The organism is Curtobacterium flaccumfaciens UCD-AKU, assembly GCF_000349565.1.
Classification (GTDB): Bacteria; Actinomycetota; Actinomycetes; order Actinomycetales; family Microbacteriaceae; genus Curtobacterium; species Curtobacterium poinsettiae.
The window spans coordinates 324,451-348,271 of sequence record NZ_KB714631.1 but is presented as its reverse complement, the minus strand read 5'-3'; the positions used below and the strand labels follow the sequence as shown (position 1 = coordinate 348,271).

29 protein-coding genes are annotated in these 23,821 nt (G+C 66.7%); 7 read left to right on the top strand and 22 right to left on the bottom strand.

Translation table 11 applies throughout. The features are described 5' to 3' along the window. Positions 1 to 60 precede the first annotated feature (60 nt). Positions 61 to 1,080 (bottom strand): c-type cytochrome biogenesis protein CcsB, encoded by a 1,020-nt coding sequence (ccsB, locus tag H489_RS35315; protein ID WP_031260492.1) that lies wholly within the window; start codon positions 1,078 to 1,080, stop codon positions 61 to 63. A 173-nt stretch (positions 1,081 to 1,253) separates the two neighbouring features. Between ccsB and H489_RS35310 the strand changes: the two genes are divergently transcribed. After that, positions 1,254 to 1,691, top strand: coding sequence for a hypothetical protein (locus H489_RS35310; RefSeq protein WP_017888611.1), 438 nt, complete (start codon positions 1,254 to 1,256; stop codon positions 1,689 to 1,691). Between the two features lie 48 nt (positions 1,692 to 1,739). Here the strand turns inward: H489_RS35310 and H489_RS37895 are convergent, their stop codons facing one another. Next, the gene (locus tag H489_RS37895; protein WP_152427346.1) at positions 1,740 to 2,042 is read right to left on the bottom strand and encodes a hypothetical protein; all 303 of its coding nucleotides are present in this window, start codon (positions 2,040 to 2,042) and stop codon (positions 1,740 to 1,742) included. A gap of 410 nt (positions 2,043 to 2,452) precedes the next feature. Further along, positions 2,453 to 2,845, bottom strand: coding sequence for a hypothetical protein (locus H489_RS0119935; protein ID WP_017888609.1), 393 nt, complete (start codon positions 2,843 to 2,845; stop codon positions 2,453 to 2,455). 692 nt (positions 2,846 to 3,537) lie between these two features. Here H489_RS0119935 and H489_RS35290 point away from each other — a divergent pair. Next, positions 3,538 to 4,440, top strand: coding sequence for a S1 family peptidase (locus tag H489_RS35290; RefSeq protein ID WP_017888606.1), 903 nt, complete (start codon positions 3,538 to 3,540; stop codon positions 4,438 to 4,440). Positions 4,441 to 4,519: 79 nt separating this feature from the next. Here H489_RS35290 and H489_RS35285 read toward each other — a convergent pair whose 3' ends face one another. Then, positions 4,520 to 4,705, bottom strand: coding sequence for a hypothetical protein (locus H489_RS35285; protein WP_017888605.1), 186 nt, complete (start codon positions 4,703 to 4,705; stop codon positions 4,520 to 4,522). Between the two features lie 250 nt (positions 4,706 to 4,955). Between H489_RS35285 and H489_RS35280 the strand changes: the two genes are divergently transcribed. Continuing rightward, the gene (locus H489_RS35280; protein ID WP_017888604.1) at positions 4,956 to 5,522 is read left to right on the top strand and encodes a hypothetical protein; all 567 of its coding nucleotides are present in this window, start codon (positions 4,956 to 4,958) and stop codon (positions 5,520 to 5,522) included. Between the two features lie 174 nt (positions 5,523 to 5,696). Here H489_RS35280 and H489_RS35275 read toward each other — a convergent pair whose 3' ends face one another. The 11 genes from H489_RS35275 to H489_RS35235 all read right to left on the bottom strand — a co-directional run bounded on the left by H489_RS35275 (position 5,697) and on the right by H489_RS35235 (position 14,221). Next, positions 5,697 to 6,944, bottom strand: coding sequence for an SGNH/GDSL hydrolase family protein (locus tag H489_RS35275; protein ID WP_081612364.1), 1,248 nt, complete (start codon positions 6,942 to 6,944; stop codon positions 5,697 to 5,699). A gap of 34 nt (positions 6,945 to 6,978) precedes the next feature. Beyond that, positions 6,979 to 9,825: a phage tail tape measure protein gene (locus H489_RS37145; protein WP_017888602.1), complete on the bottom strand. Its 2,847-nt coding sequence runs from the start codon at positions 9,823 to 9,825 to the stop codon at positions 6,979 to 6,981. Between the two features lie 191 nt (positions 9,826 to 10,016). Beyond that, a complete protein-coding gene (locus tag H489_RS35270; protein WP_017888601.1) occupies positions 10,017 to 10,385 on the bottom strand; it encodes a hypothetical protein in 369 nt (122 codons plus the stop codon). A 94-nt stretch (positions 10,386 to 10,479) separates the two neighbouring features. After that, the gene (locus H489_RS37140; RefSeq protein WP_017888600.1) at positions 10,480 to 10,851 is read right to left on the bottom strand and encodes a hypothetical protein; all 372 of its coding nucleotides are present in this window, start codon (positions 10,849 to 10,851) and stop codon (positions 10,480 to 10,482) included. Positions 10,852 to 10,863: 12 nt separating this feature from the next. Further along, on the bottom strand, positions 10,864 to 11,403 hold the full coding sequence (locus H489_RS37135) for a hypothetical protein (protein ID WP_017888599.1): 540 nt from the start codon (positions 11,401 to 11,403) through the stop codon (positions 10,864 to 10,866). Next, a complete protein-coding gene (locus tag H489_RS35260) occupies positions 11,400 to 11,804 on the bottom strand; it encodes a helix-turn-helix domain-containing protein (RefSeq protein WP_017888598.1) in 405 nt (134 codons plus the stop codon). The genes H489_RS37135 and H489_RS35260 overlap by 4 nt, the downstream gene beginning before the upstream one ends. A 7-nt stretch (positions 11,805 to 11,811) precedes the next feature. After that, the gene (locus tag H489_RS35255) at positions 11,812 to 12,228 is read right to left on the bottom strand and encodes a hypothetical protein (protein WP_017888597.1); all 417 of its coding nucleotides are present in this window, start codon (positions 12,226 to 12,228) and stop codon (positions 11,812 to 11,814) included. After that, positions 12,221 to 12,439 (bottom strand): hypothetical protein, encoded by a 219-nt coding sequence (locus H489_RS35250; protein ID WP_167578328.1) that lies wholly within the window; start codon positions 12,437 to 12,439, stop codon positions 12,221 to 12,223. The genes H489_RS35255 and H489_RS35250 overlap by 8 nt, the downstream gene beginning before the upstream one ends. A 32-nt stretch (positions 12,440 to 12,471) precedes the next feature. Beyond that, the gene (locus tag H489_RS35245) at positions 12,472 to 13,152 is read right to left on the bottom strand and encodes a hypothetical protein (RefSeq protein ID WP_017888595.1); all 681 of its coding nucleotides are present in this window, start codon (positions 13,150 to 13,152) and stop codon (positions 12,472 to 12,474) included. A 260-nt stretch (positions 13,153 to 13,412) separates the two neighbouring features. Next, entirely contained in the window at positions 13,413 to 14,015 is a 603-nt protein-coding gene (locus H489_RS35240; RefSeq protein ID WP_152427344.1) for a helix-turn-helix transcriptional regulator, read from the bottom strand. A 23-nt stretch (positions 14,016 to 14,038) separates the two neighbouring features. Continuing rightward, on the bottom strand, positions 14,039 to 14,221 hold the full coding sequence (locus H489_RS35235; RefSeq protein WP_167578327.1) for a helix-turn-helix domain-containing protein: 183 nt from the start codon (positions 14,219 to 14,221) through the stop codon (positions 14,039 to 14,041). Between the two features lie 94 nt (positions 14,222 to 14,315). On the opposite strand from H489_RS35235, the gene H489_RS35230 reads away from it, so the two are divergent. Further along, on the top strand, positions 14,316 to 14,852 hold the full coding sequence (locus H489_RS35230; RefSeq protein ID WP_017888592.1) for a helix-turn-helix domain-containing protein: 537 nt from the start codon (positions 14,316 to 14,318) through the stop codon (positions 14,850 to 14,852). Then, complete coding sequence (locus tag H489_RS35225) at positions 14,853 to 15,959, top strand: tyrosine-type recombinase/integrase (protein ID WP_017888591.1); 1,107 nt, start codon at positions 14,853 to 14,855, stop codon at positions 15,957 to 15,959. Here H489_RS35225 and H489_RS35220 read toward each other — a convergent pair. From H489_RS35220 to H489_RS35200, 5 genes are all read right to left on the bottom strand, one after another. Then, entirely contained in the window at positions 15,956 to 17,707 is a 1,752-nt protein-coding gene (locus tag H489_RS35220) for a cytochrome c biogenesis protein ResB (RefSeq protein ID WP_017888590.1), read from the bottom strand. The genes H489_RS35225 and H489_RS35220 overlap by 4 nt on opposite strands. Beyond that, positions 17,691 to 18,389 carry a cytochrome c biogenesis CcdA family protein gene (locus H489_RS35215; RefSeq protein WP_042538234.1) on the bottom strand — a complete coding sequence of 233 codons (699 nt, stop codon included), beginning with the start codon at positions 18,387 to 18,389 and terminating at the stop codon, positions 17,691 to 17,693. Before H489_RS35215 ends, H489_RS35220 begins: the two co-directional genes overlap by 17 nt. A gap of 45 nt (positions 18,390 to 18,434) precedes the next feature. Continuing rightward, positions 18,435 to 19,061: a TlpA family protein disulfide reductase gene (locus tag H489_RS35210; RefSeq protein WP_017888588.1), complete on the bottom strand. Its 627-nt coding sequence runs from the start codon at positions 19,059 to 19,061 to the stop codon at positions 18,435 to 18,437. Beyond that, entirely contained in the window at positions 19,058 to 19,714 is a 657-nt protein-coding gene (locus H489_RS35205) for a histidine phosphatase family protein (RefSeq protein WP_017888587.1), read from the bottom strand. The genes H489_RS35210 and H489_RS35205 overlap by 4 nt, the downstream gene beginning before the upstream one ends. A gap of 67 nt (positions 19,715 to 19,781) precedes the next feature. Continuing rightward, on the bottom strand, positions 19,782 to 21,275 hold the full coding sequence (locus tag H489_RS35200; protein WP_017888586.1) for a SulP family inorganic anion transporter: 1,494 nt from the start codon (positions 21,273 to 21,275) through the stop codon (positions 19,782 to 19,784). 69 nt (positions 21,276 to 21,344) lie between these two features. Here H489_RS35200 and H489_RS35195 point away from each other — a divergent pair, with 69 nt between their 5' ends. Next, positions 21,345 to 21,719 carry a MerR family transcriptional regulator gene (locus tag H489_RS35195; RefSeq protein WP_040420144.1) on the top strand — a complete coding sequence of 125 codons (375 nt, stop codon included), beginning with the start codon at positions 21,345 to 21,347 and terminating at the stop codon, positions 21,717 to 21,719. On the opposite strand, the gene H489_RS35190 is transcribed toward H489_RS35195, so the two are convergent. Both H489_RS35190 and H489_RS35185 read right to left on the bottom strand, forming a co-directional pair. Beyond that, a complete protein-coding gene (locus H489_RS35190; protein WP_152427343.1) occupies positions 21,696 to 21,941 on the bottom strand; it encodes a hypothetical protein in 246 nt (81 codons plus the stop codon). The genes H489_RS35195 and H489_RS35190 overlap by 24 nt on opposite strands. Further along, positions 21,941 to 22,279 (bottom strand): hypothetical protein, encoded by a 339-nt coding sequence (locus tag H489_RS35185; protein ID WP_017888583.1) that lies wholly within the window; start codon positions 22,277 to 22,279, stop codon positions 21,941 to 21,943. The genes H489_RS35190 and H489_RS35185 overlap by 1 nt, the downstream gene beginning before the upstream one ends. Before the next feature lie 171 nt (positions 22,280 to 22,450). Between H489_RS35185 and aspS the strand changes: the two genes are divergently transcribed. Then, a complete protein-coding gene (gene aspS, locus H489_RS35180) occupies positions 22,451 to 23,791 on the top strand; it encodes an aspartate--tRNA(Asn) ligase (protein WP_017888582.1) in 1,341 nt (446 codons plus the stop codon). Positions 23,792 to 23,821 lie beyond the last annotated feature (30 nt).

The following is a 23,821-nucleotide window of genomic DNA, read 5'->3' as shown; positions in this document are numbered from 1 at the left end:
GCACCGCGCCTCCCGTCCGGCCGTGGTCGCGACCAGGGCCGCATCAGCGAGCCGCGTGGTTCACAGACCCGAGTAGCTGTGCAGGCCCTTGAAGAAGACGTTCACGACCGAGAAGTTGAACATCACCGCGGCGAAGCCGATCAAGGCCAGCCAGGACGACCGCGCACCGCGCCAGCCGCGGGTCGCACGGGCGTGGATGTAGCCCGCGTAGACGACCCAGATGATGAAGGTCCAGACCTCTTTCGTGTCCCAGCCCCAGTAGCGACCCCAGGCACGCTCGGCCCAGATCGCACCGGCGATCAGGGTGAAGGTCCAGAGGACGAAGCCGACGAGCAGGACGCGGTAGGTCAGGACCTCGAGCCGGTCGGCGTCCGGCAGCGTCGCCATGAAGCGGAGCTTGCCGGAGGCCGTGCGGCCCTGGCGGTACGTCTGCACGAGCTGCGCCACCGCGAGCCCTGCTCCGAGCGCGAAGAACCCGGTGCCGGAGATCGCCACGAAGACGTGGATGACGAGCCAGTACGACTGCAGGGCCGGTTGCAGTGGGACGACGGGGACCCAGTAGTTCACCGTCGCGATGCCGAGCAGGATGATCGTCAGGCCCGTGATGAAGACGCCGAGGAACTTCAGGTTCTGCCAGAACTGCACGAGCAGGAAGATCAGCGTGATCAGCGCCGTGCCCGTCAGCGAGAACTCGAACATGTTGCCCCACGGGACGCGGTCGGCCGCGATGCCGCGGAGGACGACCGAGGCGACGTGCAGGACGAGCGCGAGGATCGTCATCGCCATGCCGACACGTTCGAACTTCGTGCTGCGGCCGGACGAACCGCCCGCTGGCGGCGCGGCGACCTGCTCGAGCACGACGGTGCCGCCACGGACGGTCGCGACGGTCTTCGCCCCGCGTGCGGAAGAAGCGCTGGCCGCACCCGCCGAGCTGTCGTCGGCGCCCGCGTTCTTCGCGGCGGCCGTGACCTCGCCGGAGCGTTTGGCCATGTCGAGGGCGAACGAGATGAACGCGACCACGTACACCGCCATCGCGGAGTACGTGAGCACGACCGAGTAGGTCGCGAGGTTCGTGGTCATGTCGTTCACTGGGGCATCCTAACTCCCCCGGCATGAGTGCCAGGTGCCGTCGGGAGGTGTGATCGTTGAATCTGCGCGGCTCTTCATGGTGTCACGGGACGGCCGTGGGAGTCGATTCGTGGCGCTTCTGCGGACTCGCCGCGGACTGACGGGTGTGCTGGCAGGGTGTTCGCATGCAGGACGAAGAGCAGCGGTACGAGTATCGAGTGCGCAATGAGCTGAGCGGTTCTGTCGCAGCAGCGGAACAGCTGAGCTTGATGCGTCAGTCGGTGTCGGTCGGTTGGCTCGTAGAGGCTCGACGGATCGGCAGATGGGAACCCTTCGACGTCGCTAGGGTGCCCGGCCTTGTGCGGTTGCGCCAGCCAGACTCAGCCACTGTGCACGCTGGCGTGCTGATCGACGGTTGGCGGCTCGATTCGGACGGCGAAAGCTACTCGACGTTCTGCGGCCCGAAAGCCGGCGCGAGTCGATTGCTCGAGACAACCGAGCCACTGACGTGCAAACGTTGCCTCGCTTCAAACGGGTTGCCTCAGCAGCGCACCGACGTACGCACTCTGATTGCCTGGCACGCGAGCGAGATCGAGCGCTTGGTCCGCATCTCCGAAGTTTGACCCCGGCGTCGCCGCTGTTCCTGGTCTGTCGGTGGTTCCCCGCTACCGTCACCGGGTGGCCAGGCGACGTCGGACTGGTGCCGCACTTCCTGCAGAGTAGGACTGCATCTGCCTAAGCTGCGATGCCGCGTCACCGTTCCTCTTGCGGCGACGTCCGAGAGACTGCGCCGACTGCTTCCACGGATCCCGTGGCTGCTGAGTCCAGGCTTTGACCTCGGAGGGCCAGAAGCGGTGCTGGTTGCCGTTGCGGAAGGACGGGAACAGGGGGTCCTTTCCCAGTTCCCGCGCCTTCCACTCGGAGATCTGCAGCCATGCTGCGAGCTCGGCCACCGTCAACGCTTGCTCGTCCATGCCGCGTAACCTACGTGTCCCCTCGATCAACGCTGCGCACGTCTAAGGGGTCGGGGGTTTCTTTGACGTCTGGAAGGCTGCTCGTGGTCGATCAGATTTGCGCCTGATACGTCAAATTTGACTATGGCGTTATGGCTCGGCGCGGTGGACCATGGGCACATGCACGAGCTCGAGCCATCCTGCACCGATCGACTCGCCTACTCGATCCCCAACTTCGCCAAAGCCGTAGACCTGTCAGTGGATACGATCCGCAAGGCAATTGACAACGGGGACCTTCTGCCTTCGTACCCGACACGGGCCGGACGGAAGCCGATCATCACGCAGGAAGAAGGGCTGCGGTGGCTGCGGTCGCTGTCGCAGGAGTCACCTCGATACCGCTAAGCCCGACGAGCATCGGGTGACGGACGCTATCAGCGCAAGTAGTCGATCGTCGTGAACGTCTGGTCGCCGGTCACCTTCACCGTGCACTGGAATTCAGAGCGGAGCATGGCCCCAAAGCTGTTTTCGGAGTCGAAGGTCCCCGTGACGGTGTAGGGGCCCGAACCCGTAACGTCATCGCTAAAGTCAGCGGTTGACGGCGACTTCAACGCGTCCTTGACTCTGCTCTCGCAAGCGATCTGCGCCTCGACGGTGTTGTCGCTCGATGACGAACCGCCATTGAAGGCTGCAGAGATAGCCAGAACCAGCACGATCGCAACCCCGCCGAATACGGGGAAGCCGCAGCACACCCACATGAAGAACTTGAACGTGGGGTCCGCTCTGCCGTGTGTCAGTGGCGGGTTGGGCGGGAGCTTGTCGGTCACAAGCAGAACATAGAGGACTGCTCAGCTATGTCGCATGCCCCAACGCGGGTGACGGTAGGGGTTGTCGGTGGCAGTCCGGAACATCAGGATCATGCCCGAGCACAAGTGGGCTCCCCCGGAGCATCCCGACGTCACCTTGCACCAGCCTGTGATGCTCGAAGCAGGGGCAGCTGGCCATCTCCGAACGCTCGATACGGTCACACCCGTCTGGGCTGACATCGAGTTCGTGAACGTAGGCACACTGCACCTCAAGTGCTTCGCTGCGGCTGAGTCAGATAACGCGGTGCTCGTGCAGACCGCCTGGCAAGGCCGGCTGCAGCAGGTACTCGTATCTCGTGACAGGGCGACGCGGCGTGCCCTCGACTCGCGGACGCACTAATGGCCCGTAGACGACGAGATAGGTGGTCACTCGGACCAGCCCTCAGCCTGCCCGAGGCGGCCTACGGTGGCCCCGTCTACGACCTCGCAGAGCCGGATCCAGTACTGGCGTGGGTGATGTTCCCCGATCGCTCGCTCGAGGTCGAGGCGCGCGTCATTGCGTACACGGAGCAGGCGGTGCTCGTCGAGTGGGGGTTCGGGCAGGCGGTCGAGTGCACCTGGGTGTGGCGCGACGCCGTCCGGGTTTCCTCTCAGCTGGGTAGCGCCGTCGATGAGCGAATGCCAGAATCTCGTAGGCACTAAGGGGGAAATCCGTGAGCGATGCAGGTACTGAGACGCTGTTCGAACAGCTGTTCTACTCAACCGTCCGAATCGAAGCGCACTTGTCGGGTGGTGCGATGGCGACCGGGACTGGGTTCATCTATGCGGTCCCGACGTCGCCAGACGAGACAGCACACTTCCTGGTCACGAACAAGCACGTGGTGGAAGGTGCCGAGTCGGTATCGCTCTACTTCTTGAGGGCCGACGCAAGTGGCGGGCACCTGCTTGGCAAGGCGTACCGCATGGACGTCACCGAGCTTGCCGCAGGCGGTTTTCAGCCGCACCCAGAAGAAGACATTGACGTGACCGTGATGCCACTTCAAGCCGTCTTCGAGCAAGCGAAGAAGGACAGCGCACCGGTCTACTTCAAGTCGATCAATAGCAGCCAGGTGCCCTCGCTCCAACAGATCGCTGAGTTGAACGCTGTCGAAGACGTTCGCTTCGTTGGGTACCCGGCTGGTATCTACGACAAGGAAAACTTCTTCCCCGTGATCCGCCGCGGGACGACAGCGTCCTTCCTTCAGCATGACTACGAGGGCCGCCCGACCTTCCTCATTGATGCATCGGTGTTCCCGGGTTCGAGTGGAAGCCCGGTCTTCATCGCTGATGAGGGTTGGTTCAACACCCGCACCGGCGTGGTGTTCGGCTCTCGGGTGTTCCTGCTCGGCATCGTTGCTGCTGTGCACCTCTCTGAACGAGCCGGGCGGTTGGTAGAGACGAGTACGCAGAACACGACCACCGTGCCCATCGTGCACGACGTACTGGACCTCGGGGTTGTCTACAAGTCGCGGACCATTGATGAGTGCGTTGACCTAATGCTGGCGCGCTACGGACTTAACCGATGGGAGTCCTCTAGTGCCGACGAGCCGACAGCTGCGGAAGCCGCTGCAGGTTAGTCCGGCGAAACGAAAGACCCCCTCGACCTCCCGAAGGAGCCCGAGGGGGTGTTGCTGTCCGCGACACCGAGTACGAGGTTCAGCCGCGCCGGAGCTGTTCGAGCTGAGCTTCGAGTACAGCGGCACGGTTGCTGTCGCCGTAGTCCCGCGCGACGGCTAGCCAGGATTCGCGCTTCGCGATCTCGTCCGCGGCAGTAGAGCTGCCGTCTCGGAGGCGCGCGATGGTCTCGTCGTCGAGCTGGTTCGGGATCTGATCGTCGGTCATGGCGTCAACGTAGCGGAAGAGCCCTCGAGCGCCGATGGCTCGAGGGGCCAGCTGCCTGGCGTCAGTCGCTTGAAGACTCCGCGTCGCCGTCCTCACCTTCGTAGTAGTCGCGCACCCACTCGTCCCACTCGTTGTCCCGACCCATCGTGTCCTCCTTGCAGGCAGCCCCGTCTGGGCCGCAGTTACCTAGAACTATCGACCGGAGCGATTCAGACTGCGTCTGGCCCCGCTCGCGCGCTACGGTCAGCCGGTGATGCTGACGACTACCGACTGGCACCCCCTTTGGATCTCGTACGAGTGGTGGAGGGACGTAGGCACACCAGGTCTGTCCGGCGTGGGCGGAATCCTCGTCGGTGTCGGTGCGATCGTCGTCGCGGCGCGTACGCACGCCCTCGCCAAGCAGGTGCGCAACGACGAGCAGAAGCGCGACCAAGACGCAGCGCGTGCCCGCTACCGGGACCACCTCTTCCGCACCGTTGAACCTGCTGTCGCGGCGCTTCTCGATCAACGAGCCAACGACGAAGAGCCGGACAGCGCCAAGCCGTTGGAACGGGTGCGCCCAGTGACAAACGTCATGTCGCGCCTGAACGTCCTGCGCGCCATCGCCAACACAGAAGACCGGCGATACATCGATGCAGTCATTGGGGCGTACGGGACAGCTATACACGCGAGCGACCCCAAGGCCGTGAGCGACATTCTCGCATCCCTCGCGGTTGGCCTCCCTCGGCTCCTGTCGGATGACCGCGACGTGGATCGTCTGATCGAAGCTACAGAGGCCGCTGTCGCGCAAGCGCTGCAGCAACCCGCCGAGGATTGAACCACTCGGCCCAGCGAGCGCCGTGCTCCCTGGTCGGGGTCGTGCTTGCCGCATGATGTTTGAAGGTGAGGTGGCCGGTGGCCGGTGGCAGCGGTTCCGGGACGTCGAGTGAGACCTGGCGAAGCCGACGCCGTCGGCCGCGATGAAGCAGCCGACGGCATCCCGGCCTCGGGACTACAGCACCGCCTGCGCGGTGAGGTCGTAGGCGGTGAGCTGTCCGATGGCGAATGTCGTGGTGCCGGGCTGGACGAACATCTTGAGGTCGATGCTGTTCGTGTTCTCCGGGACGACGAGCTCGGTCGAGAACTTGCCGCGTGTGACTGCCTCGGTGATATCGAGGAGCTGGTTGTAGGTGTCGGTCTGATTGGACGTGTTGAAGTAGGCCTGCAGACCGGCCGCGCCGGCGGTCTTCGTCACCGTGCCCGAGATCACGATGCGCCGACCGGGGGTTGGCGTGATCCGCTTGTACAGCGTCGCCCCGCTGGTGGTGGCGGAGAGCGACAGCTGCTGCATCTTCCCGGGCACGAGCGGGTCTGTGACCACGGAGGAAGTCGCGCCAGTCGGGAGCGAGCCGAACACCCCCCACGGGGCTGCCAGCCCGTTCGTCACGGAGCCGTAGTTGAGGCCGTCGGGCACGAGGTTCAGTGTGTCGGTGTTGTCCGACGCGACGGGGATGGTCGCTGCTCCCACGAGCGGCGCGAGCGTGTCGGCGGCGTACTTCCCGAGCAGCGCGTTGCCGATGTTGCCCGGGTGCGTGCCGTCGGTGTTGCCCATCGTGGACTGCAGCAGATTCCCGGTCGCGGGGTCGACGGTGAGGGCGTAGAAGTCGAGCATCCGGATGCCCTGCACGGCGCAGTACCGGCGGAGCCACGTGTTGTAGTTCACGATCACCGGCCGCTGCGCCGTCGAGTTGATGGTCGGGATGGTGCAGAGCACCGGGACGATGCCCGCAGCTCGGAGCTGGGTGACGATCCCCGTGATGTTCGCGGCGAAGTCGTCGACGGGCACTGGTGTCGCGGAGTCGTTGGTGCCGCCGAGGACGACGCACACCGCGGGGTTGTAGTTGATGACGTCCTTCTTGACGCGCGCGAGCATCTTCGCGGTGGTGTCGCCGCTGACGCCGGCGTTGACTGTCTTCGCCAGCTTCCCGCCTGAGTAGAGCATGGCGTACGTCGGGATGCTGTCGCCGGCCACGGCCACGCTGGTCCCAGCGATGACGCCGGGCCAGGAGTCGCCCTTGTTGGTCGCGCCGAGGCCGCGGGTGATCGAGTCGCCGAGCCAGGCGATTCCGGATCCGAATGCGCTGGCGGCAAGCGGCGCAAGTCGCCGCCGGAAGTAGAGTCCCTCACCGCCTACGGGCTGGACTTCCACATCGTCGGGTCTCGGCAGTTCCGACCACGGGACCTTTGCGTAGGGCTGCATGTTGCCTCTTCCTTGTCGTGAGCGGGGCTGCAGGTCAGCGAGCGCCGCGGATCTTGGTGTTGAACTGGAACCAGGCGTCGTCGAAGTCCTGCCGCTGGTTGCCGGAGGACTCGAAGTGCGGCTCGAAGACGGTCGTTCCGCCACTGCCGGCGAAGTTCGGGGACTGGGCGTAGACGATCTGCGGAGGAGTGGGCACGTACGTCGGGGTGCCGCCGCGCACGTCGCCGTCCGCGAACGCCTGCAGTCGGCGGCCGGTCTCCTCCCAGATCGCGAGGGACCGGGTCCGCTTTGACGCGGCGAGCGGGATGTACGCCTCCCCGCCGGTCTCGGGCTCAGCCCAGACGCGCATCGTGCCGGCTGCAGCGATCTGCGCCACGTGGCTCTCGCTGAAGCCGCCCTCGCCGTAGAAGTCGAGAACGGAGCCGTTTGCCTGCACCGCGCGCTGCGTGGTGACACCGGAGCCAGAGACCACCTGCTGCACGTTGTTGATCGTGTTCATACGGATGACGCGGCCGTCGTACTGGCGGATGAAGTCCGCGAGCGCGGTCTTCGCCTGGTCGGTGTTCGCGAGAATCTTGATCTGCTTCTCGGACGGCAGCTGGAACACGCGGTCGGCGAGCTTCTTCACCTCACCGGCGTTGAACCCGGCAGCGGTCGCGGACTCGATGAACTTCTGCCGCTGCTTCGCGAGGGTGCTCGCGTACTTGTCGGCGGCGTCCTTCGAGCTCATCGTCGACTGGTCGACGGTGTACTGCTTCTCCGCCGCTTCCTGCGCCCGGTTAGCGAGCTCGGACAGCATGTTGGCGTTGCTCGCGCCGATCGCGGTGTTCTCGTCGAGGGACGTCGTGTAGCCCTCGGTGTTCTTCCGCTGATCGGCGACCTGGTCGGACAGGCCGGCGAGCGCCTCCTGGTAGGAAGCGTTCGCGCTGATGGCGTCCTGGTTCGCCCCGTTGAGCTTGTCGAACTCGCTGACCAGGTTTGAGATCTCGGTCGCGAGATCGGTCGCCTTGTCGGCCTCTGCCTGGAACGCTTCTGCTGCTGAGCTCGCGGACGACGCCGCGGTGTCGCTCGAGTCGGAACCCTTGTCGTGGGCCTCACTGAGCTGCTGCTGCTGTTCAGTTGCGGACTTCATCTCGCCGCGCTGCTTCTGGACAGCCTGCACGAGCTCGGTGATGTCACCAGATGCCGCCGAGAGTCCCTCGCCGTACTTCTTCGTGACGTACTCGTTGTCGTCAGTGGAGCGGATGTCGTCCTGAACCGCGAGGAGTTCCTTGTAGGCGGCGGTGTTCCCCTGCGCAGCCTTCGTGACGGTGTCGAGCGACAGCCCGAGGCGCTTGGCCTTGTCGTAGGCGGAGGACCCGGACACCTCGACGCCGAAGATCGACGTCTTCGCGGCGAGAGCGTTCGCGACGAGCTCACGGGTGTTCGTGGTCATCGCGCCGGTGGTCTGGTCGAGCGAGTCACGAAGTCGGACCGTGTACTCGGCGGACTGCGCCTGAGCGCTGATGAACAGCGACGCCGCCGCGACGGCACCGCCGATCGCGACACCCCACGGGCCGGTGAGGAACGTTGCGGCGGTACTCAGGCGCGTACGGGTGGTCTGCGCGGTGATGCCCAGCGTGGTTAGTGCCAGCTTCGCCTCAGCGATTTTCGGCACGAGGAGCAGTGCGCCGCCGCCGAGGAGACCCACGGCGGCCGTGACGGCTGCGACCCCAAGCGCCGCGCCCTGCAGCCCCGGAGGCATCGAGTTGAAAACATCGATGGCACCGGTCGCAGTCTGGACGAGACCACGGAGACTGTCGTTAGCGACCGACCCGGACTGGATCAGGGCCGTGTCGAACGCGCCACCGAGCTTCTCGACGTCACCCTTGAGGTTGTCGAGCTTCAGGCGAGCGGTCTCGGCCGCGTACCCCTGGTCGTCGACCTTGCCGGTCCACTCGGCGATCCCGTCAGCACCCTCGGCGTAGAGGACGTTCGCGGCGCGGACCGCGTCGTTCCCGAAGATCTGCGCGAGTGCCGCGTTCCGCTGCTCGTCGGACAGCGAGCCGAGCTTGCCCTGCAGCTGTGCGGCGATGCCACCGAACGAGAGCATCTTGCCCGACGAGTCGTACACGTCGATGCCGTACTGCTTCATGATCCCGCGCGCCTTGTCGGACGGGTTCTGCAGCGCGATGATCGCGGTCTTCAGCGACGTACCCGCGTCGGAGCCGAGGAGACCCGCGGACGCGAACGCGGCGAGGGTGCCCGTGGTCTCCTCGATGGAGAACCCCGCCTGCGACGCAACGAGGCCACCTTGGTTGAGTGCCTGCGCGAGGTCCTTCACGCTGCCCTGCGCCTTGCCGGCACCGGCGGAGAGGAGGTCCGCGATGTGCGGAACCTCCGTTCCCTTCTGGTTGAACTGCGTCATCGCCGTCGCGGCGATCTGCGCAGCATCGGCGACCTCGAGCTCACCGGCGGAGGCCAGGTCGAGCGCGCCGGCGAGCCCGCCGCCGAGGATGTCCGTGGTGCTGACACCGGCCTTCGACAGTTCCTCGATGCCGTTCGCGGCCTGCGTGGCGGTGAAGACCGTCGTCGCACCGGCGTCGACTGCGGCATCGCGGAGAAGCCCCATCTCGTCCGAGGCGGCGTGGGTCGCGGCCTGCACGGACGACATCGCTGCGTCGAACTCGGCGTACTTCGCGACCGCGAGGCCGACGGCAGCGGCCGCGACGGCACCCATCGCTGTCATGGCTGCGCCGACCCCGACGATCGCCTGACGCTTCTGTCCCAGCTTCTCGGTCTCGGACCCGAGCTCGCGGGTCTTCTTCGCGGCCTGGTCGAAACCGGAGATGTAGCCGGAGACTTCGGCTACTAGGGACGTTTTGACGGTGCGGTTGGGCAACGGAGGACACGCTTCCTAGCGCTTCCCCCGGGAGTTGCTAGGGGTTGTCCTCCGGCCGGACAGCGATGCTGTCTGACCCACCCGCGACGTGTTCGGCAGTGGTTTCCGTCACCCCTAATTCTACCCGAGTTCAGGGGAAAACGAGGGAGCAGCAGGCACCGAAACTGGTGCCTGCTGCTCCCTTGAGGTGGTCAGAGGTTGTTGTAGTCGAATGGGCCGTCCTCGACTTCATCACCCTCAGTCAGCTCGTCGTCGACGGTCTTTGTCCGGAGCTCGAGATCGATGCGATCCATCTCACCGATCAGCCTGGCGAGGGCGTACGCCTGGACCTTGCCCGAGTCGATCTCTTCGGCGATGCGGCGACGGCTGGCTTCGAGGAACTGCCGGCGGGTGCCGGTGATCGCCGTGACGAGCGTGTTGTCCGCAGCTGACCCGATCGCTGGTTCGTTGCGATCGGCCTCTGTGCCCGCGGGTGCGGGCTGCCGCGCCAGCCGGCGGGCGACGATCCGGTCGACGTCGGCCTCCGTGAACGTCTTCGGCGAGGACTTGACTGCTGTCACGATGTTCCGGCCTTTCGTTTTTCTGAGCGGGGAGAGATGACGCCTATCCCCTGTGGTACTTCCAGGTGCGGCGAGGGGGGACCCCCGGGTGGGGTCATGAGTAGTTGAGGTCGGGGTCGCGATCGAAGAGCTCGTTGACGAATCGCTTGACCTCTCGGGGTGAGTTCTTCGAGTGGGTCACTGTCGTAGCGCCCTCACGTGGTGCCACGTTGCCGAGCAGAGCTTGCGAGGTCTGTCCGCCTCCGAGTGCGACGAGGCGTTCGGCCTGGTGTTGGAGCGTCGCTTCGTCGGTTGCGGTGAGGAAGTCGAGGTACTCCGTCTTGATGCCGTGCTCGCCTGCGATGCGGGCCCGGAGTGTGCCGAGCTCCGCTTCTCGCGTCTGTGCTTCGGCGTCCGCCAGGCGCCCTTGCATCTCGGTGAGCTGGGCCTGCAGTTCGGCGGGGGTCGGCGGTTGCGTGTCCGTCATGCTCGTCCTGCCCTAGGCGATCATGTAGGACAGCGTGCGCTGGAAGCCGCCGGAGGTGAGTACCTTCTCGAGGCTCTCGATCTCCTCGGCCGCTGCTGCGGAGTCGGGGTTCTCGGCGGCGAACTGCATCACCGCTTCCGACCATCCGTTCTCGGATGCCTTGCGGAAGAGCGCGTGCGCCATGGTGCGGTCGTTGCTTCGGAGCGCCTGGCCCATCAGCCGAGCGGCCACGTCCTTGTCCGCCACTCGCTCTGCACGGTCCTGCGCGTCGCGGAAGGCGATTATGTCGGTTGCCCCGTACCCGATCTTCGCGTCGAGCTTGGTCTGCAGGCTGCGGATCCGGCCCTTCACCAGAGCAACCTCCTTGTCGCGGAGTTGCCCTGCTTCGGCCTTGGCCTGCGCCTTGGCCTCAGCCAGCTCGGCGGTCTTGCCGGCATCGCTGAGGTTGCCGTCGCTCTCGATGTTCTTCTGCTGCCGGCCGTAGTCCTTCTGGATCTCGGCGGCCTGGGCGCGGAGGCCGTGCACTTCTGCTTCGAGTTCTGGGGTGATCATCTCTTGTCCGTTCGTTCGGTGTACTGGGCTAGTTGTTCGCGGTCGACGCGCCAGGCGCGTCCCACGCGTACGGCGTGCAGCCGGTGTTCCTGGATTGCTTTCCGGATGCCGCGGTCCGAGAGCCCGAGGGCTTCGGCTGCTTGCCGGGTGCTCATCCAGTCCGCAGTGTGATCGAGTTCCGGGGTCGCTGCCTCTCGCGTTCCGGTAGCGGAACTGCGCCAGTTGAGTGCGACCACGGTGAGCGCGACCAACGTGTTGTCGACCTCGGGGTCTTCGCCGCGGTGCTGACGCCGGTAGGCGTCGAGGCCGGCGTGCCGGAGCAGGTAGGCGGCGACTCTGCCGGTCACGGTGACCTCGGGCCCGTGCGAGCCGACGACGAGGTTCTCGGGCTGCCGTGGCATGCGGTGCTCAGCTGGTCGGCTTGGGGTCGTCTTCGGCGAGCGCGCGGCGCAGCATCGCCCACTGTCGGCTGGTGGCGTCGCCGAGGTCATCGCCGGCGGCGTCGAGTCGTTCGTACGCCGGCGCGAGGTAGCTGCGTGCGAGGACGACGATGCTGCCGAAGAGGATGTGGACGACTTCTGCGATGTCGTGTTCGGCGTCGAGCTGTGCCAGGGCTTCGGAGACCTCTCGGGTGAGGGCTTCGGAGCTGGTGGCGTGTGCGGCGGCGCGGAGGGCGAGGATGAAGGCTGGGACCCCGACGGTGCCGATGTCGGTGACGCCGATCGGGACCCCGTCGCGTTCGATGAACACTCCCCTGCTTGCGCCGACGACTCGAGCGAGATCGATGGTGGCGCGGATCAGGTCGTCGTTCTCGTTGTCACTCATCGGTGTCCTCCTCGGGGACCAAGCCGCGGTCGGAGAGCCACTGCTGCATCACGGGGCCCTCCATGCGTCCACGCTCGGTGAGCACATCGGCAAGGTCGACGGTCAACTGGTCGAGGAGACCTTCGTACTTCTCCTGAGCGGCGTCTCGTTCTTCCTCAGCTTTGAGCGCGCGTTCACGCCACTTCGTCGATGCGGACTGCTGCTGTGCCATGGGGTTCTTCCTGCTCGTGGGGCGGGTCACGGTCATGCGGCCCATCCGTTCTGTGTCCTGTACTTCGTGTGCTCGTCGTCCTGGGAAGCGCACACCCTCATCGAGTCCGGGTAGTCGGCCATCGAAGTTCCGCAGACGGTGCAGCTCCGACCGATCGGTGCCACATCCCAGGTGGTCACTGAGGACGCAGGGACGGAAGGTGCAGGTTCAGTGATCTCGCCGGTTTCGTCGTTCACGAACCACTTCGCTTGATCCCTGCCTGTCCTTTCCTGTCCTGTCCTGTCCTCGGGGACACGTCCCCGGGACGTCCCCGGGGACGGTCCCCCGGTACTGTCCCCAGGTACATCCGAGAAGGAAGGGGAGTCCGCAGATCCACCGGCCTTCGCGGCCCGTTGGCGCTGCTTCTTCTCCCGCTGAGCTCGACGCATGTTGTCGAGCACCTCGAGGTCGTGCCGGCTGGTCTGCGTGTCCGGGAAGTCCGCGATCGACCATCCGTCCTCGCTGGCGACCCACAAGCCACACGCTTCGAGCTTCTGCGCCGTCTCGACCTTCATGAATGGGACCAGCAGCAGCTCGTCACTGAGGATCACCCCGTCCGTCCGGTTGGACACAGACCAGATGGTCGCGAACGCCCACCCGCGGAACTCGTCCGCTGAGAGACGCAGCACCTTTCGGTCGCTGAGGTAGCGCTCGGGGAACCGGGCGTCGGTCATGCGCTCACCTCCTTCCGTTTGAAGTTGTCAGTGCGATCAGGCGACTTTCGCTGCCGGCCGCTTGCCGTAGATGTTGGGCAAACCGAGGCGACGTCGGATGCGAAGCACGGTCCGATCGCAAAGCCCCATCGACTTGGCGATCTCCCTGTCGGAAAGCCCGCGGGCGACTGCCCATCGCACTTCGTCCTCCCGCGCCTGCCGGGTGAACCAGTCGGGTGCTCCACGTCGACTTTCGGCCGACTTGATGGCCCACTCAGACATCAGTAGCTCGGCTCGCCAGCGTTGAGTTCCGCAGCGAGGCAGACGGCACTGTTGTAGTTCGCCATCCAGGCGCTCACACGCTCCGGCGTCAGCGGCTTGTCATCGTCGCCGAGAAGGCCGTTGACGCGCCAAGCGTTGGCCTCTGGCGAGTCGTCTTCCACGTGCTCGTAGTAGTCGACGGACACCTGGCACTCCATGTCCTCGCGCCATTCGAAGGCGGTGTGGTGGAACGAGTCCCCCCACTTGAGGATGTGTTCACCGCGGTGGCTGCTGCAGCCGGCGATGGAGCAGGGCAGGACGACGGTGGCGTCCCTCGGGATCTCGTGCCACTCGATGTCAGCGGCTTCGTGCACCATGATGTCCATTGGGTCGTTTCCTTCCTGGCGGTTGGTTTCGGTCTGTGAGGGCTCCTGGTCCGCTGCGCCAACAGCGGGGTACCCGGGGGCCTTCTTCTTGTGCGCCTCCACGAGGGCGCGCGTCGCCTTCGCTGCGAGGCTCTTGGTGGGCACGAGCCGATCGGTTTCGATCATCGAGATCAGGCGGTCGCTGTGGCCCATCTGCCGAGCGACATCGATGGTGCTGACACCGAAGTCCTCGCGCATCTTCCGGAACGTCTGCCCGTAGCTCATGGCGCCTCCGAGAACTGCGCCTCGATGTACGCCTCGATGTCGGCTTCCCGAATGAACAGTCGGCCGCCGATCTTGGCGACCGTGATCGGGCAGGATGCCTGGCGGATCCACCAGCGCATTGCAGCTTGCGACTTGCGAACGAGGGGCGCGGCCTCCTCGATGGTGAGCAGTTTGGTCACGATCACTCCTAACGATTTCGTTTTGGTTACGTCACACCAGTGTGATCACAGATCTGTTGGCTGTCAAGCACGTTGGTGTGAGAGAGTGCCAGTTGTGGACGACGAGAAGTACTCCCCTCAAGAAATTGCCTTTGCCCAGGAGGCCGCGCGACGACGCGAGCAGCGCGGCTGGACCCTTGGCGAGATGGCTCATGCGTTGTCTCGCGAGGGCATCGACTACGCGAACTCGATGACCGTCTCGCGAACAGAGAAGCTGCAGCGGCCGACCAGGATGAACGAGGCACTCGCCTACGCACGCATCTTCAACACCTCCGTCGACGAGATGACGAGCACTGCCCGCTTCGACCGCGCGCTTGCACATGTCAACGAAACGATCGACATGTCGCTGGACTACCTGGACGAGGTGCGCGAGCGAGTCCGAGGTGCGCAGTGGAACTGGCAGATCGCCAAGCGGTCTCGGGACCGGATCCTCGACTTCGACGAGTCCGACCTCACACGCGATCAGCAGGAGAAGCGAGAGGCCACCTTGGCTCGCCTCACTGAGCTCATCGAGATGGATGTCATTTCAGAGCTTCGCGAAGCATGGGAGGGCGCTCCCGAAGTTCCCCCCGCGACCGGATCGAGCGACTAGATGTCCAGCGTCAAGCGGCGGCCGAACGGTCAATGGCGGGCGCGGTACGACTACCTCGATGACGATGGCAAGCGCCGCGAGCACGCGAAGCACTTCCGGACAAAGGCAGCCGGCGAAGATTGGGTTGTCGAGGAGCTCGCGAAGCGGCAACAGGGCACGTGGACGACACCGGCCGAGCGAAAGACGACGCTGCGGGGATTCTACGAAGACTGGTCGCCCCGTCAGATCTGGGCGTCGTCGACCCGCGACTCGTACAACATCACGATGAACGACTGCACGTTCGACATGGTGGAGGTCGGGAAGCTGCGGCGCTCGCACGTCGAGGCATGGGTGAAGGACATGCAGGGTCGGCTTGCGCCGGGGACGATCAAGACGCGCGTCGGCAACGTCCGTACGGTCATCCGCGCGGCGATGGCCGATCGGGTGCTGACAGTCGACCCGTCGATTGGCGTGCGTCTCCCCCGCGCTCGTCGCGCCGAGGTTGCCATGGTCATCCCGACACCGGAGCAGGTTGGCGCGATCGTGAACGCGGCCGAGGACTGGTTCCGACCGTTCGTCGCGCTTGCGGGATTCGCCGGTCTGCGTATCGGTGAGATTGCTGGCGTGCAGCAGGGCGACATCGCGTTCCTGAAGCGCACCCTGCAGGTGTCCCGTCAGGTACAGAAGGAGCCGGGAACGCTGTCGATCATCCCGCCGAAGCACGGCAGCGAACGCGTGGTGTACCTACCGGACGCGCTCGTGACGATGCTGTCCGAGCACGTCGCGAGGGGCGTGCACGGCGAGGACGGGTGGATCCTGCCAGGCCGTCCGCCGAACCCGGACTCGCTGCGGTGGCACTGGAACAAGACGCTCGAAGCTGCAGGCGTCAGCGGGTTCACCCCGCACGACATGAGGCACTACTACGCGTCCGGGCTGATCGCTCACGGTGCGGACGTGGTGACGGTGCAGCGCGCCCTCGGTCACGCGAAGGCATCGACGACCCTAAACACCTACAGCCACTTGTGGGGAACAGCAGAGGACGTCACCCGGGCCGCTGCTGCGGACCTGATGACGTCCTCCATGGGTTCTGCGGACTCCTCGCGGACTCCTGGCGCTGATACCGCCTAGATTCCGCTAGATTCCTGTTCCGCTCGGACTTGCATCCTAACTCCGAGGTCCGACGTGTGGCGCTGTGCGATGTCCGCGACGGCCCGTTCGAGGTTCGGGTCCTCGCCGCGTGCGAGGCCGGCGTACTCGAGGTCGTACTCGCCGCCCTGCGTGTCCTTGCGCGGGACGACCTTCACCCAGACGCGACGGCGCGGGACGAACAGCGAGGTGAGCAGACCGAGGGTGGAGAGCAGGGCGAACCCGCCCACCCACAGCTGCGACGGGTCGTGGTGCACGTCGAGGGAGACGTACCGCTTGACGCCGTCGAACGTGATCGACCCGGCACCGTCCGGGAGCTTCTTCGTCTGCCCCGGCTTCAGCGCGAGGCTCGCCGTCGATGCGTCGGTGCCGGCGATCTGCTTCAGCCCGCCGGTGTTGAGCGTGTACACGCTCTGCGGCACGCCGTCGTCGAGGCCGAGGTCACCGGTGTAGACCTGCAGCGTCAGGAGCGGGTTCTCGGTGTCCGGGTACGAGGACGTGTAGGCACCGCTCGCGTTCTTCACCGCGGTGGGGTAGAAGAACCCGCGGATCCCGAGCTGGTCCGGCTTGGCGTCCGGGGCCTTGATCACGCCGAGCGAGGTGTAGTTCGCGTCCTGCGGCAGGAACGGCACGACGTCCTTGAACGCCACGTTGCCGTCGCCGTCGCGCACCGTGACCTGCATCGCGTAGCCGTTGCCGAGCAGGTAGACGTTGGTGCCACCCACGTGCAGCGGGTCGTTCACGCCGAGACGGCTGGTCTTCGGCTCGCCGCCCTTCTCGGTGCTCGTGACGGTGGCCGAGTAGTCGAGCGCCTGGCCGAGGGCGTCGAGGTTCCGCTCCTCGTACTTCGTCACGAACTTGTCGAGGGTCAGGTTGTAGCCCTTGAGGTCGGTCTGCTGGAACCAGCGCCCGGGGTTGAACGAGTCGTACGAGCCGAGCACGTTGGAGAACGTCTGGCCCTCCACCAGCAGACGCTGACCGGTGAAGCCGAAGCCACCGCCGACACCGACCGCCAGGAGCACCCCGACGAGGGCCGAGTGGAACACCAGGTTGCCGGTCTCGCGCAGGTAGCCGCGCTCCGCGCTCACCGAGTCGCCGAACCGTTCGACGCGGTACCCGGAGCGCTTCAGGATCGCCATCGCGCGCGTCACCGCTTGCTCGGCGGACGGGAGGCCCGTGGCCGGGTCGATCCCGGTGGTGCCGTCGATCATCGCGTCCGGTTGCACCGCCACGGTGCGGAATCCCGCCAGTCGCGTCAGACGCGCGGGCGTCTTCGGCGGACGGGTGCGCAGGGCCTGCCAGTGGTGCTTCGTGCGGGGCACGATGCAGCCGATGAGCGAGACGAAGAGCAGCAGGTAGATCGCCGAGAACCACACCGAGGTGTAGGTGTCGAAGACCTGGAGCTTGTCGAGGACCGGGAAGAGCTGCGGGTGGTCCGCCTTGTACTGCACGACGCCGTTCGGGTCGGCGGTGCGCTGCGGCACGAGCGAACCCGGGATCGCCGCGAGGGCCAGCAGCATGAGCAGGAACAGCGCCGTGCGCATGCTCGTCAGCTGCCGCCAGAAGAACCGGAGGTACCCGACGAAGCCGAGCTTCGGCTGGTTGACGCCGCCGTCGGTGGGGCCGGAGCCGTCGACGTGGTCGGACGGTCGCTGCGGGTCCGAAGCGGTGTCGGCTCCGTCGCCTGCACCCGTCGGGATGTGCTCGTTCGGGTCAGACCGCGGGGACAAAGCTCTGGATCACCGCCCCGACGCTCGACATGACGGCCGACCAGATTCCGGTGACCATGAGCAGACCGATGACGATCAGGATCGCTCCTCCGATGATGTTGACGGTGCGCATGTGACGCTTCACCGCCGAGATGGCTCCCGTGGCCCAGCCGGCGCCGAGCGCGACGAGGACGAACGGGATGCCGAGCCCGAGGCAGTACGCCACACCGAGCCACATGCCCTGCCAGGCACTGCCCGACTGCACGCTGAGCAGGTTGATGGCCGCGAGGGTCGGGCCGAGGCACGGCGTCCAGCCGAGGCCGAACACGATGCCGAGCAGCGGTGCGCCCAGCAGCCCCGTCGCGGGGGTCCAGCTGGGCTTGATGGTGCGCTGCAGGAACGTGAACCGTCCGACGAACACCAGGCCCATCGCGATGACGACGACCCCGAGGACCTGCGTGATGAGGTCACGCCAGCGGACGAGCCAGAAGCCGAGTGCCCCGAACACCGTCGTGTACGCCACGAACACCGCGGTGAACCCGACGATGAACAGCAGCACACCGAGCACCACACGACCCCGACGCTGCCCGCCCTCGGCGACACCGCCGACGTACCCGAGGTACCCCGGCACGAGCGGCAGCACGCACGGGGACAGGAACGACACGAGCCCGGCGAGCGCCGCCACGGGCAGCGCCACGGCCATCTGGCCGCTCAGGATCGCGTCGGCGAAGGGGTTGGAGGCCACGGGTCAGGAGGCCTTGCCGGCGTCGAGCTCGTCGCTGACCAGGGTCTTCAGGATGCCCGTGCCGTCGACCGCACCGAGGACGCGGGCAGCGACGCGCCCCTTGGTGTCGAGGACGATCGTCGCAGGCACCGCGTTCGGCGCGATCTGCCCGGACATCGCGAGCTGCATCGTGCCCGTGCGCTGGTCGAGGACGGTCGGGTACTGCACGTCGAAGGTGCGCTCGAAGGCGGCCGCGGTCGCTGCTTCGTCGCGGACGTTGACGCCGATGAACGCGACGTCGTCCGAGTCGGCGTACTCGTCGTGCACCTCGTTGAGGTACTTCGCCTCGGCACGGCAGGGCGGGCAGCTGGCGTACCAGAAGTTCAGGACGACGACCTTGCCCCGGAGGTCCTTCGACGAGACGGTGTCGCCGTTCGAGTCCTCGGCCCGGAAGGTCACCGGGTCGGTGCGGTCCTTCGCGGAGACCTCGGTCACCGCGCCGTCGCCGGAGATGTAGTTCTGGGTCGTGCCGTTGCCGTACTGCTTCGCGAGGTCGCTGTTGTCCGTCGAGCACCCCGCCAGGGCGAGGGCGGCCACGACGACCGTCGCCGCGATCGTCGCGATGCGCTTCCTGCTGGTCGTGGTCTTCACACTGCTCCTTCGTCGACGGCGGTCGCGCGCAGTTCCTGCGCGGGGTCCGCGTACCCGACCTCGGTGAACCGACCGCTCGACGTGGCGGGCACACGCTCGACGGTGGTGATGCTCGACAGGTCGCAGCGACGCTTGCGCGGGTCGTGCCACAGGGGCTCCCCCGCGAGCTTCCGGTGGACCATCCAGATCGGCAGCTGGTGGCTGACCAGGACGACGTCGCCCTCGTCGACGCTCTCCCACGCCGTGGTCATCGCCGCGAGCATGCGGTTCGCGATCGACTCGTACGCCTCGCCCCAGCTGGGGCGCAGGGGGTTCGCGATCCACGGCCACTCCGCCGGACGGCCGAGCGAGCGCTTCGTGAACCCGGGGGGCTGCCCCTCGTAGCGGTTGGTCGGCTCGATCAGCCGCTCGTCGAGCGTCACGTCGAGCCCGTAGGCCGCCGACCAGGGCGCGGCGGACTCCTGCGTGCGCTGCAGCGGGGACGCGACGACCCGACGGACGTCGATGCCAGCGTCCTTCCAGGCGGTCGCTGAGGCCTCGGCCATCTGCGCGCCGAGGTCACTCAGCCCGAAGCCCGGGAGCCGGCCGTAGAGGACGCGGCCCGGGTTGTGCACCTCTCCGTGCCGGACGAGGTGGAGACGGGTCGCGGGCATGGGTTCCAGTGTAGGTCGCCCGCGGTTCCCACCGCCCCCTCAGGAGATTCACCGGATGCGGAAGCACTCAGCCGCCGAGCTCTCCGGACAGCCGTCCGTGCAGCGCGATCGACCCCGTGTTGAGGTTCACCACCTCGACCGTCGAGCCGTGCTTGGCGAACCGCTGTTCGACACCGTCGAGCGCCGCGACCGTGGACGCGTCGAACACGTGGGCGTCGGCCATGTCGATGATGATGTGCTCCGGGTCCTCTGCGTAGGAGAACCGCGTGACGAGGTCGTTCGACGAGGCGAAGAACAGCGCCCCGCGGACCCGGTACCGCACGGTGCGGTCGTCGACCGGCTCGCGCACCACGGTCACCACGTGCGCCACCCGTCGGGCGAAGACCAGGGCCGCCACGACCACACCGACGAGCACCCCGGTGGCGAGGTTCTCGGTCACGACGACCACCACGACGGTGATGAGCATGACCGCGGTCTCACCGAGCGGCATCCGCCGCAGGGTGCGCGGCCGGATGCTGTGCCAGTCGAAGGTCGCGACGCAGACCATGAGCATGACCGCCGTCAGGGCCGCCATCGGGATCTGGGCGACGAGGTCGTGGAGCACGATCGTCAGGACGAGCACCGAGACGCCGGCAGTGAAGGTCGAGATGCGCGTCCGGGCGCCCGCGGTCTTCACGTTGATCACCGTCTGGCCGATCATCGCGCACCCACCGGTCCCCCCGAAGAACGCCGACGCGATGTTCGCGACGCCCTGGCCCCACGACTCGCGCCACTTGCTCGACCCGGTCTCGGTGATGGAGTCGACGAGCTGCGCGGTGAGCAGCGTCTCGATCAGGCCGACGATCGCGACGCCGAACGCGTAGGGCGCGATGATCTGCAGGGTCTCGAAGCTGAACGGCGTCACGATGCCGTTGAAGCCGGGGAGTGCCGTCGGCAGTGCCCCCTCGTCGCCGACCGTCGGCACGGCCACGCTGAACACCATCGTGATGCCGGTGATGACGACCACCGCGATGAGCGGCGCGGGGATCGCCTTCGTCAGGAACGGGAACCCGACGATGATCGCGATGCCGAGTGCCGTCAGCGGCCAGACGATGAACGGGACGTCGTCGCCGAGCAGGTTCGGCAGCTGGGCGGTGAAGATGAGGATGGCCAGGGCGTTCACGAACGCGACGTTGACGCTGCGCGGGATGAAGCGCATCAGCCGCGCCACCCCGAGGAACCCGAGCAGGAGCTGGAACACACCGCCCAGGACGATCGCGGGCACCAGGTACTCGATCCCGTGCTGTCGGACGAGCGGCGCGATGACGAGCGCCACCGAACCGGCGGCGGCGGACACCATGGCGGGTCGACCGCCCACGATCGAGATCACGATCGCGATGATGACGCTCGAGAAGAGGCCGACCGCGGGATCGACGCCGGCGACGACGGAGAACGAGATCGCCTCGGGGATGAGGGCCAGCGCGGTGACGATGCCGGCCAGGACCTCCCGGGTGAGCATGCGGGGCGAGCGGAGGGCGGCGAGGACGCTCGGGGCCGTCGGCGCGTGTGTGATCACGGACATCGTTCGGAACTCTACCTTCACGTGAGGGTAGAGTCGCGCTCCGTGAGCACCAGCGACGTCCCCGACACGATGCACATCGGCGAACTCGCCGACCGCGCCGACATGTCCCTGCGCACGATCCGGCACTACGACGAGGTCGGGCTGCTCGTGCCGAGCGGCCGCACCACCGGCGGGTTCCGGGTGTACACCGCGCAGGACCTGGAACGGCTGCTCGTGATCCGCCGGATGAAGCCGCTCGGGTTCACGCTCGACGAGATGGCCGAGCTGCTCCGTGTGGTCGACGCCCTCGCGGCGAAGGACCCAGAGGACGAACCCGCGCTGGCTGCACGTCTCGATGCGTACCTGGACGACGCCCGCACCCGCCACGCGAAGCTCGTCGAGCGCGCCGGCATGGCCGAGGAGTTCATCGGCACCCTCGGGTCACTCCGCGCGTCGCTCCCCTGACGTCGCGCCGTCTTCGGCGAGCACCCTGGCACGCATGCGCTGCCGCTCGAGTTCGAGCTTCAGCTCCCCTTCTTCGACATGGAGCTGCCAGTCGATCGCCCCGCGTTGCGCCCAGTCCCACGGGCTCTCGCCCGGCGCAGGACCGATGTACGGCCGCTCCACGGGAACCGTGTCCTCCTTCCGCACCAGCTCTCGCCAGGCACGGCGCAGACGAGTCGTCATCACTGTCTCCTCTTCTCGATGAACAGTTCCGCCAACACCCTTGCAGCGGGTTCTTCTCCGGCGGGGACTTTCTGCATGTCGTACATCGCCTGCGCCAGATTCCGGCCGATCTCGCGACGCCCGACCTCGGCCGCGGTGATCAGGTCGAACACCACGGTCAACCGCGCCCAGTAGCGGTCCCGTTGCTCCCGCCCGACGTCCCGCCGCCACCGGATGACCGCCCACAGCCCACCGACGAACGCCGCGAGCAGTGTGAACGCCGCAGTGCACAGCGCCGCCACCACCACCGCGACCGCCGCAGGCGGCCAGGTCGCGAGCTCCCCCGTCCCCGTCCCCACCCGGTCCCCCTCTCGTCCCGCGACCCGGCCACGTCGACAACGCTAGGGAGTCCTCGCACGCCGCCACGGGCCTCCCGGCCATCGGTGGAGAACGCCGGACGCGGGCGGCCCTGTTGAGGGAGGAGCGCTGCCGCCCACGCCCCCGGACGCAGGCGGTTAGACTCGACCACCGTGATCGAACGCACCCGCATCGCCGACCTGGCAGCCCTCCCCGACGGTCCCGTCTCCGTGGCCGGATGGGTCGAGACCGTCCGAGACCAGAAGAAGGTGCAGTTCGTCGTGCTGCGCGACGAGACCGGCGCCGTCCAGCTCGTGAACCCGGCGACGCGCGAGGCCGAGGACGGCGACGACGCCGCACAGTCCGCGCTCGCGACCACCAACGAGATCTCCGGCCTGGCGCACGGCACCTTCGTGCACGTCACCGGCACGCTGAAGCACGACGAGCGCGTGAAGCTCGGCGGGCTCGAGGTCAAGATCGGTGCGCTGCAGGTGGTGAGCGCCGCGATCCCGGAGACCCCGATCGCCGACGACTCGTCGCTCGACAAGCGTCTCGACTGGCGCTTCCTCGACCTGCGCAACCGCAAGCAGAACCTGATCTTCCGCATCCAGACGACGCTCGAGCACGCGTTCCGCACGTACTGGGTCGACCGCGACTACATCGAGATCCACACCCCGAAGCTGATGGCGTCGGCGTCCGAGTCGCGCGCCGAACTGTTCCAGCTCGAGTACTTCGAGACCACCGCCTACCTGGCCCAGTCGCCGCAGAACTTCAAGCAGATGGCGCAGCCGGCCGGCTTCGGTGCCGTGTTCGAGATCGCCGACGCCTTCCGCGCCGACCCCTCGTTCACGAGCCGTCACGCCACCGAGTTCACCAGCGTCGACGCCGAGTTCTCGTGGATCGAGTCCCACGAGGACGTCATGGCGATGCACGAAGCGGTCCTGGTCGCCGGCATCACCGCCGTCAAGGAGAAGTACGGCAAGGACATCGAAGAGGTCTTCGGCTTCGAGCTGCAGGTCCCCGCGACGCCGTTCCCCCGCGTGACCCTGGCCGACGCGCGCAAGATCGTCGCCGACAGCGGCTACGACGTCGTCCGCGCCGACGGCGACCTGGACCCCGAGGGCGAGCGCCGCGTCGCCGCCTGGGCGAAGGAGCACCACGGCTCCGAGTTCGTCTTCGTCACGGAGTACGACGCCTCGATCCGGCCGTACTACCACATGCGGAAGCCCGGCGACCCGTCGGTCACCAACAGCTACGACCTCATCTTCAACGGCGCCGAGATCTCCACGGGTGCCCAGCGCGAGCACCGTGTCGACGTGCTCGAGGCGCAGGCCGTCGAGAAGGGTCTCGACCCGGAGGAGCTCGGCTGGTACCTCGACTTCTTCCGCTACGGCGTCCCGCCGCACGGCGGCTTCGGCATGGGCCTCGCGCGCGTGCTGATGCTCATGCTCGGTGAGCCGTCGATCCGCGAGGTCACGTACCTGTTCCGTGGCCCGACGCGCCTGACCCCGTAGTCACCAGCGAGTGAGCAGAAGAGGTCGCCT